The organism is Streptomyces sp. AM25 (assembly GCF_058146165.1).
In genome coordinates, this window is sequence record NZ_JBKIWN010000036.1 from 1 (window position 1) to 13,130 (window position 13,130).

Annotated in this window: 2 protein-coding genes (1 of these 2 running past the window's edge); both read right to left on the bottom strand. The window is 70.5% G+C overall.

Features of this window, described 5'->3' with window-relative positions; translation table 11 throughout:
• Positions 1-10,417, bottom strand: a 10,417-nt coding sequence (locus ACLHRZ_RS32265) for an SDR family NAD(P)-dependent oxidoreductase (protein ID WP_490422146.1), incomplete at its 3' end; no start/stop codon positions are given.
• Positions 10,414-13,130, bottom strand: the end of a protein-coding gene (locus ACLHRZ_RS32270) for an SDR family NAD(P)-dependent oxidoreductase (RefSeq protein ID WP_490422145.1). It continues 17,062 nt past the right edge of the window; 2,717 of the gene's 19,779 nt are visible here — the last part of the coding sequence; its start codon lies beyond the right edge, outside the window; its stop codon occupies positions 10,414-10,416. The genes ACLHRZ_RS32265 and ACLHRZ_RS32270, both read right to left, overlap by 4 nt.

Sequence of the window (13,130 nt, forward strand, 5' to 3'; positions counted from 1 at the left end):
CCGACGACAGCGCACGAACCGGAGCCGCTATCGCGGTCTCCGTTCCCAGCAGCTCGTCCAGCAGGAATCCGGCCAGTGCCCCGGCCGAGGGGTGGTCGAACACCACCGTCGCGGGCAGCCGCAGGCCCGTCACCAGCCCGAGGCGGTTGCGCAGCTCGACTGCCGTCAGCGAGTCGAAGCCGAGGTCCTGGAACGCCCTCGTCGGGTCGACCGTGCCGGCCTCCGCGTGCCCCAGGACTGTGGCGATCTGGCCGCGTACCAGGTCGAGCAGCGTCTCACGCCGCTCGTCCGCGGAGAGACCGGACAGGCGCTGCACCAAACCGGCCGCGGCCGCCGGGCCTCCCACTGCCGAGCGCCGCGCACGTGCCCGTACCAGTCCGCGCAGCAGCGCGGGAATCTCGTGCTGTTCCTTCTGCACCGTGAGGTCCAGGCGAACCGGCAGGACCACGGCCCGCTCGTCGGCCAGTGCAGCATCGAAGAGCGTGACGCCCTGCTCGGGCGACATCGCCGGCATGCCGAGCCGTGTGATGCGCTCGGCATCAGCCGCGCTCAACTCTCCGGTCATGCCGTCGCTCTGGGTCCAGGGACCCCATGCGAGCGACGCGGCGGGCAGCCCCTGGGCCCGGCGGTGCTGTGCGAGAGCATCCAGGAAGGCGTTGGCCGCGGCGTAGTTGGCCTGGCCCGCGCTTCCGAAAGTCGCTGCTACCGACGAGAAGAGGACGAACGCCGACAGGTCCAGGTCCTTGGTGGCTTCGTGCAGGTTCCACGCCGCGTCCACCTTCGGACGCAGAACAGCCCCCAGACGCTCGGGAGTCAGGGAAGCGACCGTGCCGTCGTCGAGGACTCCCGCCGTGTGGATCACAGCACGCACAGGGTAACGGGCGATCAGGTCGGCAACAGCCACGCGATCAGAAACGTCACACGCCTCGATATTCACCTCCGCACCAAGACCGGCAAGTTCCGCCACCAGCTCCTCGGCACCCACCGCCGCAGCCCCCCGCCGACTCACCAGCAGCAGACTCCGCACACCATGCACCACCACCAAGTGCCGTGCCACCACACGACCCAGACCACCCGTACCACCCGTGACCAGAACCGTGCCCCCGGTGCCCCACACCAGCACACCGGCCGCATCCGGCACGGGAACCCGCGCCAACCGAGCCGCCAGAAGCTCGCCCTCACGAACCAGCAGCTGCGGCTCATCCAACGCGAGGGCCCGCGGCAACACAGCACGGCAGGCATCCTCATCGCCTTCGAAGTCCACCAGACCAAACCGACCCGGATGCTCCGAAACCGCAGAACGCACCAGACCCCACACCGACGCCGCAGCAAGACCCCCACCCGACGCCGCCCCCCGCGTCACAAACACCAAACGCGACGCCCCGAACCGCTCCTCCGCCAGCCACTGCTGCACCAGACCCAGCACACGCGACACTGCCGCATGCGCCGACTCCACCACACCTCCATCAGCGGCGACGGGCTCCACCAGCACCACGTCCGGCACTTCCGCCAGTACCCCGGCCAGAGCTTCCGCAGTGTCCTCGACCTTTACGAACGTCACGGGGACGTCACCTGCCACCCGGACCGGCGTCCATTCAAGGCTGAACAGTCCGTCGCGGACAAGGGTGTCCGGTGCCCCCAGCTGCCCCTCGGTGACCGGACGTACCACCAGTGCCTCGACCGAGGCGATCGGTGCGCCTGTGCTGTCAGCAATCGCCAGCACCACTGCGTCCGCTCCTGAGCGCGACAACCTCACGCGCGCCGCCGAGGCGCCCGACGCGTGCAGCATCACTCCGGACCACGAGAACGGCACACCGTTCTGGATGTCCATGAACACCGAGGCGTGCAGGCACGCGTCGAAAAGTGCCGGGTGCAGACCGAACGCGGCGCCGTCCATGCCATCGGGCAGGGCGACCTCGGCGAACACCTCGTCCCCGAGCCGCCAAGCGGCCCGGAGTCCCTGGAACGCAGGCCCGTAGACGAAGCCTCCCTCGGCCATGCGCTCGTACGCACCGATCACATCCAGCGGCTCGGCACCCGTCGGCGGCCATACCGACGTGTCGAACGACGCGGGTACGGCGCTGTCCGATGCGAGCACACCACTGGCGTGCAGGGTCCACGGCGACTGCCCGGTGTCGGCGCGGGAGTGGACGCTGACGGGCCGTCGGCCGGAGTCGTCCGGCGCGCCGACCCACACCTGCAGCTGCACGGCGCCGTGTTCGGGCAGCGTCAGCGGTGCAGCGAGCGTCAGCTCCTCCACCACGTCGCAGCCGGCCTCATCGGCAGCACGGACGGCCAGTTCGAGCAGGACAGTGCCCGGTACGAGCACGGTGCCCTGCACGACGTGATCTATCAGCCACGGGTGCGCATCCACCGACAGCCGGCCCGTGAACAGGAAGCCGTCCGTTTCCACCAGTTCCACCGCCGCGCCGAGCAGCGGGTGTTGTGCGGACCGAAGGCCCGCGGCCCGTACATCGCCCGTGCCGACCGCCCCACCCATCGGCCAGAATCGCCGTCGTTGGAAGGCATAGGTCGGCAGGTCGACGCTGCGCACCCCCGTTCCGGTGAACAGCGCGGACCAGTCGACCTTGGCGCCGTGGACGTGCAGGTGGGCAAGTGCCGTGAGCGCCGTTGCCTCCTCGTCCCCGCCCTTGCGCAGGACGGGAGCAAAGAGCGCTCCACTGTCCGGGACGGATTCGGCGGCCATGGCGGACAGGACGCCGTCCGGGCCCAGTTCGAGGAAACGGCTGACCCCCTCGGCATGCAGAACACGCATACCGTCGGCGAAGCGCACCGTCTCACGGACATGGTCCACCCAGTAGTCCGGGGTGCACAGCTGCTCTCCGGTGCCGAGCTCACCGGAGAGGTTGGAGACGACGGGCATCGATGGGGCTTCGAAAGACAGCCCTGCCACGACGCGGCCGAATTCTCCGAGCATCGGGTCCATGAGCGGCGAGTGGAAGGCGTGCGAAACCCGCAAGCGGGTCGTCTTGCGATCCCTGCTCCTGAAGTGCGTGCCGATCTCCTGTACGGCGTCTTCGGAGCCCGAGATCACCACGGAAGACGGGCCGTTGACAGCCGCGACGGAGACGGACTCGCCAAGCAGGGGCAGGACTTCGTCCTCCGTCGCCTGGACAGCGAGCATGGCACCGCCCGCCGGCAGGGCCTGCATCAGCCGACCACGCGCCGCGACCAGCTTGCACGCGTCGGCCAGCGAGAACACACCGGCCACATGCGCAGCCGCCACCTCACCAATCGAATGCCCGGCCACGAAATCGGGACGTACCCCCCACGACTCCACCAGACGGAACAACGCCACCTCGACCGCGAACAACCCAGCCTGGGCGAACACAGTCCGATCCAACAGATCGGCGTCGTCGCCCCAGACGACGTCACGGACAGGCTGCTCCAGGTGCCCGTCCAGCTCCGCACACACCGCATCGAAGGCTTCTGCGAACACCGGGAAGCGAGCGTGGAGTTCACGCCCCATCCCCAGGCGCTGCGAGCCTTGCCCCGAGAACAGCACCGCGGACTTTCCCGCGCTCACCGCCCCCTCGACCACACCGGCTGCAGCTTCACCCGCCGACAGAGCCGCAAGGCCGTTCAGTGCGGTCTCCCTGTCCCCAGCAAGCACCACTGCACGGTGAGCGAACATCGACCGCTCGGCGGCGAGTGACCAGCCCACATCCGCCAGATGCAGCTCGGCCTGTTCATTCAAGGTGGCAAGCAGGCGTAGTCCCTGACCCCTCAGCGCTGCCTCGGACTTACCCGACAGCACCAGCGGGACCATGCCGGGCTCCACCGCCAGCGCGCCGGCAATAGCCGGCTCTTGCATCGGCTCGGGCCGCTCCAGTACCACGTGCGCGTTCGTGCCGCTGATGCCGAACGAGGACACACCCGCACGACGCGGTCCGGCGCCCGTCGGCCACGCCCGCTCCTGCTTCAGCAGTTCCACCGCGCCGGCGGACCAGTCCACATGCGAGGACGGGGCGTCCACGTGCAGGGTGCGCGGCAGGGTACCGTGCCTCATCGCCATGACCATCTTGATGACGCCCGCCACACCGGCCGCAGCTTGGGTGTGACCGATGTTGGATTTGATCGAGCCCAGCAGCAACGGCCGTTCGGGATCACGGTCCTGGCCGTAAGCCGCCAGCAGCGCCTGGGCCTCGATCGGGTCACCCAGCGTCGTACCCGTACCGTGTGCCTCGACCACGTCCACATCCGACGCCGACAGACCACCACTGGCCAGCGCCTGCCGGATCACCCGCTGCTGCGACGGACCATTCGGCGCCGTCAACCCATTGCTCGCACCATCCTGATTCACCGCAGACCCACGCACCACAGCCAGCACACGGTGACCATAACGCCGGGCATCCGACAGGCGCTCCAGCACCAGCACACCCACGCCCTCGGACCAGCCCACACCATCCGCAGCATCCGCAAACGCCTTGCAGCGCCCATCGGGTGCGAGTCCGCCCTGGCGGGAGAACTCCACGAACGTGGTCGGAGTGGCCATCACCGTCACACCGCCCGCCAGGGCCAGCGAGCACTCGCCCGAGCGCAATGCCTGTGCCGCCCAGTGGAGAGCGACGAGCGAAGAGGAGCAGGCCGTGTCCACGGTCACCGCGGGGCCTTCGAAGCCGAAGGTGTAGGACACCCGGCCCGATGCGATGCTCGGTGCGGTGCCGTTGCCCCGGAAGCCTTCGAACTGGCCTCCGGAGAGCATGGTGCGGTAGTCGGCATACATCACGCCGGCGAAGACGCCGGTGCTGCTGCCGCGCAGCGACACCGGGTCGATACCCGCCCGCTCGACCGCCTCCCAGGACGTCTCCAGCAGCAGACGCTGCTGCGCATCCGTCGCCAACGCCTCCCGCGGACTCATCCCGAAGAAATCCGGGTCGAACTCGGGCGCCTGGTGGAGGAAACCGCCCTTGCGTGTGTGCGATGTGCCCAGCGCCTCGCGGTCGCCGCTGAAAAGGGCCTCCATGTCCCAGCCGCGGTCGGCCGGGAAGTCGGAGACGGCGTCCACGCCCTCGGAGACCAGCTCCCACAGGTCCTCGGGCGACTCGACACCACCCGGGTACCGGCAGGCCATCCCCACGATCACCACCGGATCGTCCGCCACCGACGGCAGCGCACGGACCGGAGCCACTACCGCGGCTTCCGTATCGAACAGCTGGTCGAGCAGGAAGCGGGCGAGGGTACCCGCCGAGGGGTAGTCGAACACGGTTGTGGCCGACAGACGCAGGCCCAGCGTCCCGTTCAGCCGGTTGCGCAGTTCCACGGCGGTCAGGGAGTCGAAGCCGAGGTCCTGGAACGCCCTTGTCGGTTCGACGTCCGACGCGCCGGAGTGGCCGAGCACCATGGCGGCCTGGGCGCGCACGAGGTCGAGCACTGTTTCGTACCGTTCATCGGCGGACAGGGCGGCGAGGCGCTGCACCAGGCCTGCGGTTGCCGGTGAACCGGCCACCACCGAGCGCCGTGCACGGGCCCGCACCAGGCCGCGCAACAGTGCCGGAACCTCGTCCTGCGCGCGCAGCGCGGCGAAGTCGAACCGCACGGGCAGGACGACGGCTTCAGCGGCGGCAGCGTCCAGCCCTGCGTCGAAGAGCATCGCGCCGTCCGCCGCACCGAGTTCGGTCATGCCGGTGCGCGCGATGCGCCGGACGTCGGTTTCGCTCAGCGTGCCGGTCATGCCGCCGTCCTGGGTCCAAGGACCCCAGGCCAGCGACACGGCGGGCAGGCCCTGGGCACGGCGGTGCTGTGCGAGTGCGTCCAGGAAGGTGTTGCCCGCTGCGTAGTTGGCCTGGCCGGCTCCGCCGAAGATGCCGGACACGGACGAGAAGAGGACGAACGCCGACACGTCCAGGTCCTTGGTGGCCTCGTGCACGTTCCACGCCGCGTCCACCTTCGGACGCAGAACGGCCGCCAGGCGCTCGGGAGTCAGGGAGGCGATCACGCCGTCGTCGAGGACTCCTGCCGTATGGATCACGGCGCGCACGGGGTTGCGGGCAACGAGGTCGGCGACGGCCGTGCGGTCGGAGAGGTCGCATGCCTCGACGCTCACCTCGGCACCGCAACCGACCAGTTCGGCCACCAGTGCCTCCGCACCGTCCGCGGCAGCGCCACGGCGGCTCACCAGCAGCAGGCTCCGCACACCCCGCTCAGTCACCAGATGGCGCGCCATCACACGGCCCAGGCCGCCCGTACCGCCCGTGATCAACACCGTGCCCTCGGCGCCCCACACCGGCGCAGTGGCCACGTCCGGCGTAGGAACCCGAGCCAGCCGGGCCGCGAGGACTTCGCCTTCACGGATCAGCAGCTGAGGCTCGTCGAGCGCCAGCGCCTTCGGCAGCGCGCACAGGCACGCCTCCTCGTCACCTTCGAGATCCACCAAGCCGAACCGGCCCGGATTCTCCGAGGCCGCCGAACGCACCAGACCCCATACCGACGCCGCAGCAAGATCCGCTCCCGACGTCGCGCCCCGCGTCACCACAACCAGACGTGACGCCTCGAACCGTTCCTCGCCCAGCCACGCCTGCACCACAGCCAACACACGCGATGCCGTCTCGTGCACCGACCCCACCACGGCGTCGTCACTGGTGACCGGGCGCACGAGTACCGCGTCCGGCACGTGTGCCGGGATCCGCACCAGCGCTTCCGCGGCGCAGTCGACCTCCGCGAATGCCACGGTGGCGTCTCCCGCCGCACGGACCGGTGACCACTCCACGCGGAACAGCGAATCCCGGCCCGTGGCGGTCCGCACCGATTCGCTCATCTGCTCAGCCGGTACGGGCCTGAGCACCAAGGATTCCACGGAGGCCACAGGCCCTCCGTGGATATCGGCCAACGCCACCGCCACGGATTCCTGGCCCGTGCGCGTCACCCGTACGCGGACGGCCGATGCGCCGGACGCGTGGAGCGAGACGCCCTCCCAGGAGAACGGCACCACGCTCTTCGGCATGCCGTTGAATGCGGTGACGTGCAGTGCCGCGTCGAGCAGAGCCGGGTGCAGGCCGAAGACAGCCGCTTCCTTCTCGGCCGTCTCCGGGAGACTCACCTCCGCGAAGACGTCGTCGCCCTGCCGCCATGCCGCCCGCAGTCCCTGGAAGAGGGGGCCGTAGTCGAATCCGCCTTCGGACATGCGGCCGTAGAGGCCGGACAGATCCACGGGGTCGGCGTCGGCGGGCGGCCACGTCGTGGCGCCGAAGGCGGCCGTCCGCTCCCCCGTCGCCAGCACGCCTGTGGCGTGCCGGAGCCAGGGTTCCCCTTCTGCGTCTTCGCGCCGGGAGCGCACGGTGACGGTGCGGCGGCCGTCGTCGTCGGCCGCTCCGACACGCAGTTGCAGCTGTACGCCGCCGTGTTCGGGCAGCGCGAGGGGCGCGGCCAGGGTGAGTTCCTCCACCAGGTCGCAGCCGGCTTCGTCGGCGGCGCGCATCGCCAGCTCCAGGAACGCGGTGCCGGGCAGCAGCACCGATCCCATCACCACGTGGTCGGCCAGCCAGGGGTGCGACTGCACCGACAGCCTCGTGGTGAACAGGATGCCTTCGGCGTCGGGGAGTTCGGCAGACGCCATGAGCAGCGGGTGGTCCATGGCGTCGAGTCCTGCGCCCCTGATGTCGGCGACGGGCGCGGTCGCCTCGGGCCAGAAGCGGCGGTGCTGGAAAGCATAGGTCGGCAGGTCCGTCAGTGCGGCGCCGGTTCCGGTGAACATCGCCGCCCAGTCGACCGGAATCCCTGAGATGTACAAGTGCGCCATGGCTTCGACGGCCGTGGTCTCCTCGTCCTGCCCCTTGCGCAGGACCGGAATGAATGCGCTGTCGTCCGTCACAGATTCGGCGGCCATGGCGGACAGGACGCCGTCCGGGCCCAGTTCGAGGAACCGGTTGACGCCCGCGGCGTGCAGAGCACGCACACCGTCGGCGAAACGCACCGTCTCACGGACATGGTCCACCCAGTAGTCCGGGGAGCACAGCTGCTCGCTCGTGGCGAGCTCGCCGGTCAGGTTGGACACGACGGGAACGGCCGGTGCTTGCGGCGACAGGCGGCGCACGACGGCACGGAAGTCGTCCAGCATCGGGTTCATGAGCGGTGAGTGGAAGGCATGGGAGACACGAAGACTGGTCGTCTTGCGGTCCCGGCTCCCGAAGTACGCGCCGATCTCGCGCACAGCGTCTTCGACGCCCGAAACCACGACGGAGGACGGGCCGTTGACAGCCGCTATGGAGACGGACTCGCCCAGCAGGGGCAGGACTTCGTCCTCCGTCGCCTGCACGGCGAGCATGGCGCCACCGGCCGGCAGGGCCTGCATCAGACGGCCACGCGCCGCAACCAAGGCACACGCGTCGGCCAGCGAGAACACCCCGGCCACATGCGCAGCCGCCACCTCACCGATCGAATGCCCAGCCACGAAGTCCGGGCGTACCCCCCACGACTCCACCAGACGGAACAACGCCATCTCGACCGCGAACAACCCAGCCTGGGCGAACACAGTCCGGTCCAACAGACCGGCATCATCACCCCAGATGACATCCCGAAGAGGGCGCTCCAACCGCTCGTCGAGCTCCGCGCACACCGCATCCAGCGCCTCGGCGAACGCCGGGAACCGGCCATACAGTTCGCGCCCCATCCCCAGCCGCTGCGAGCCCTGTCCCGAGAACAGCACCGCGCACTTGCCCGCACGCACCGCCCCCTCCACCACACCGGCAGCAGCCTCACCGGCCTCCGGGGCGGCGAGGCTGCTCAGCGCGGTCTCCCGGTCCTCGGCGAGCACCACCGCCCGATGCGGGAACGCCGCCCGGCTCGTTGCCAGCGAGTATCCGATGTCCCCCGGCTTTTCTGCGCCCTGGTGGCGGACGTGGGTGAGCAGCCGGGCCGCCTGGGCCCGGAGCGCCGTCTCATTCCTGCCGGAGAGGATCCACGGGACGACACCGGGCGTGACCGGCATCCCGGCGGCCTCGGGGGTGGTCTCCAGCGGCTCGCCCTGTTCCAGGACGATATGTGCGTTGGTGCCGCTGATACCGAAGGCCGAGACGCCTGCGCGGCGCGGACGGCCGGTGTCGGGCCAGTCGGTGCGTTCGGTCAGCAGCTCGACCGCGCCCGTGCTCCAGTCGACGTGCGAGGTCGGTGCGTCGACGTGAAGGGTCTTGGGCAGGACCCCGTGGCGCATGGCCATGATCGTCTTGATGACGCCGGCCATGCCCGCGGCGGCCTGGGCGTGGCCGATGTTGGACTTCACAGCACCGAGCAACAGCGGTCGGCCGGCGGGGCGGTTGCGGCCGTAGGTGGCGAGCAGGGCCTGGGCCTCGATGGGGTCGCCCAGGGCGGTACCGGTGCCGTGGGCCTCGACTGTGTCGACCTGGTCGGCGGTGAGCCGTGCGTTGGCGAGGGCGGCCTGGATGACGCGCTGCTGGGAGGGGCCGTTGGGGGCGGCGAGCCGGCTGCTGGCACCGTCCTGGTTGACGGCGGAGCCGCGCACGACGGCCAGGACCTCGTGGCCGTTGCGGCGGGCGTCGGAGAGGCGTTCCACGAGCAGGATGCCGACGCCCTCGGCCCACGAGGTGCCGTCGGCGGCTTCGGCGAAGGCCTTGCAACGGCCATCGGCGGCAAGCCCTCGCTGACGGGAGAACTCGGTGAACAGGCGGGGGGTGGGCATGACGGCGACGCCGCCGGCCAGGGCCATCGAGCACTCGCCGGCACGCAGGGCGCGGACGGCCAGGTGGAGGGCCACGAGGGCGGAGGAGCAGGCGGTGTCGACGGTGACTGCCGGCCCTTCCAGGCCGAGGGTGTAGGAGATGCGGCCGGAGAGGACGCTCACCGCGCCGCCGGTCAGCAGGTGTCCCTCCGTCTCCTCCGACCGTTCTGCGAGGGATCCGTAGTCGCTGTCCGCGCCGCCGACGAAGACGCCGGTCTCGCTTCCGCGCAGGGAGGCCGGGTTGATGCGGGCCCGTTCGATGGCCTCCCAGGCGGATTCCAGCAGGAGGCGCTGCTGCGGGTCCATGGCCAGGGCCTCGCGCGGTGCGATGCCGAAGAGGTCGGCGTCGAAGTCGCCCGCTCCATCGACGAATCCGCCGTGGCGGACGTAGGTCTTGCCAGGGGTGCCCGGGCGGGGGTCGTAGAGGGAGGCCACGTCCCACCCGCGGTCATCGGGGAGCGGAGCGATGGCGTCGGTGCCGTCGACGACGAGTTGCCACAGGTCCTCCGGCGACCGGACGCCTCCGGGGAAGCGGCAGGCCATGCCGATGACAGCGATCGGCTCGCTGTCCCTGGCCTCGGCGGACTCCAGCCGATGCTTGGTGCGCCGCAGGTCGGCGGTGACCTTCTTGAGGTAGTCGCGGAGCTTGTCTTCGGAGGAGCTGGACATGGGCGGGAAACCTCGCAGGAGAAACGAAGGGGGAGGTTCGGCTGGGCTTTTCAGGCGAGGCCGAGTTCTTTGTCGATCAGGTCGAACATCTCGTCGTCGGTCGAGGCCTCGAGGTCGGCGTCGTTGCCGCCTTCGCCGGGCCCGTCCGCGTCGGCGGCGTCGAGTTTCCATTGGAGGGACTTGAGCCGGGCGATGAGCCGGGCACGGGCCTCGGCGTCCAGCTCGGCGGCCGAGAGGGCCGTCTCGAGGGTGTCGAGCTCGGTGAAGACCGGTTCGGCCGGTTCGGTACCGAGGTGGGTCCGCAGGTGGCGGGCCAGGTCCGCGGGGGTCGGGTGGTCGAAGACGGCCGTGGTGGGCAGGCGCAGTCCGGTTTCGGCGTTGAGGCGGTTACGGAGTTCCACGGCCGTCAGCGAGGACATGCCGAGGTCGAGGAAGCCGCGTTCCGGTTCGATCGCCTCGGGTGAGGAGTGACCGAGTACGGCGGCCGCGTGGCGGTTGATCAACTGGAGCAGCCGGTCCTCCTGCTGTGCTTCGGTCAGTCCGGCCAGCCGCTCCGTGAAGGCCTGGTCGCGGCCGACGGTGTCGGCGTCGACGGTCCTGCGCACAGGTGTGCGGCGGACGGGTGCGAGGGCGCGCAGCAGGGGCGGGACGTCGGCGGAACGCAGCGTGGTGAGGTCGAGCCGGACGGGCACCAGCAGGGCGCTGTCCTGGCCGGGGGCCGTACCGATTGCCGCGTCGAACAGGTTGAGTGCGTGGTCGGTCGGCAGTGGCCGCAGTCCGGCGCGCGCGAAGCGGGCAACGTCCGCATCGTCCAATGTGCCTGTCATTCCACTCGATTCCTGCCAGTATCCCCATGCCAGGGAGACAGCCGTGAGTCCTTGCGCCCGGCGGTGGTCGGCGAGGGCGTCGAGGAAGGCGTTGGCCGCCGCGTAGTTGGTCTGGCCCATGCCGCCGACGACTCCGGAGAAGGAGGAGAAGAGGACGAAGGCCGACAGCTTCGCGTCGCGGGTCAGTTCGTGCAGGTTCCAGGCGGCGTCGGCCTTGGGGCACAGCACTTCTTCCATGTGTTCGACCGTCAGGCTCTCCAGGAGCGCGTCGTGGAGCACACCTGCGGCGTGCACGACGGCGGTGAGCGGGCGGTCGGCCGGGACTGCGGCGAGGACGTCGGCGAGCTGCTGCCGGTCGGCGGTGTCGCAGGCGGTGATGGTCACCTCGGCGCCCAGGGAGGTGAGTTCGTCGCGCAGGGCGTCGGCGCCGGGGGCGGCCGGTCCGCGCCGGGAGGTCAGCAGCAGGTGGCGTACACCATGGCGGGTGACGAGGTGCCGGGCGACGAGGCTGCCGAGAGTTCCGGTGCCGCCGGTGATGAGGACGGTGCCGTTCTCCTGCCAGGAAGACGGGGATTGCTGCTCGGCGCCCCGGTCTGCGGGGAGGAGACGGGGAACCGTCACCACACCGCCACGGATGGCCAGTTGGGTTTCTCCGGCGGCCGCAGCGGCTGCCGCAGCAGTGGCGAGTACCGCGTCGGAGGCCGCGTCGCCGTCGGTGTCGACGAGCAGGAAGCGGCCGGGGTGTTCGGACTGGGCCGAGCGGATCAGGCCCCGGACTGCGGCGTCCGCCAGGGCCGTCACTTCGTCCTGCGGGGCGGCGGCGACCGCGCCTTCGGTCAGCAGGACCAGCCGTGACCTGGCGAAGCGAGGATCGCTCACCCACAGCTGGGCGAGACGCAGGGCGGTCCGGACGGATTCGTGCACGACCGTGGGGGTGTCACGTTCCCCGCCCGTGAGGCGCAGCAGCACGGTGGCCGGCATGTCCTCGTCCGGTGCCGTGGCGAGGGCGGTGAGGGCCTCGAAGACGCGCACCGGTGTTCCAGTGTTCTGAAGGGCCTTGAGCGTCCTGGTGTCGTCGCCGAGGACGGCCCATGTGGCGGACGGTTCAACCGCGTTGACGTCCAGAGGGGTCCATGCGACGCGGAACAGGCTGTCGCCGCGTGCGGTGAGCTGCTCCTCCGAGACCGGCCGTGTAGTGACCGAGTCGATAGTGAGAACGGGTGCTCCGGTGCTGTCGGTGGCGGTGAGGGCGACGGTGCCGTCCGGTGCGGGAGTGAGCCGCAGGCGGAGCCGGGTCGCACCGGTGGCCGGGACCGACACTCCACGCCAGGATGCCGGGAGACCGGGGGTACCGTCGGCGGTCACCAGGACGAGGGGTGCCTGGAGGAGGGCCGGATGGATCCGGAATCCCGCTGCCGACGCCCCGGTTCCGTCGGGGAGGCCCACGTCGGCGAAGGTCTCGTCGTTCCGGCGCCAGACGGCACGTACCGTCCGGAACAGCGGGCCGTGGTCGAATCCGTGGTCGGCGAGCCGCTGCCGGAGCTGCTCGACGTCGACCGGGACGGCGTCCTGCGGCGGCCAGAGCTCGTCGCCGGGAGCAGGTGCCGCATCGTGCGCGGCGGCGAGGATGCCGTCGGCGTGACGGGCCCATGCTCCGTCGGATCCGGCTGCGCGGGCGTACACGGTGACCGGGCGGTGGCCGGCCTCGCCGGCTGCGGTGCCGACGGTGACCTGAATCTCGGCCGGGCCGCCGTCGGGCAGGATCAGCGGCTGCTGCTGGGCGAGTTCGGCGACGGCCGCACAGCCGGCCTCGTCCGCCGCACGGACGGCCCATTCGAGGAGCAGGCTGCCCGGGACGACCACGGAGCCCAGGACGGTGTGGTCGGCGAGCCACGGGTGGGTGCCGAGGCCGATGGTTCCGGTGAGGAGGACGGTGTCCT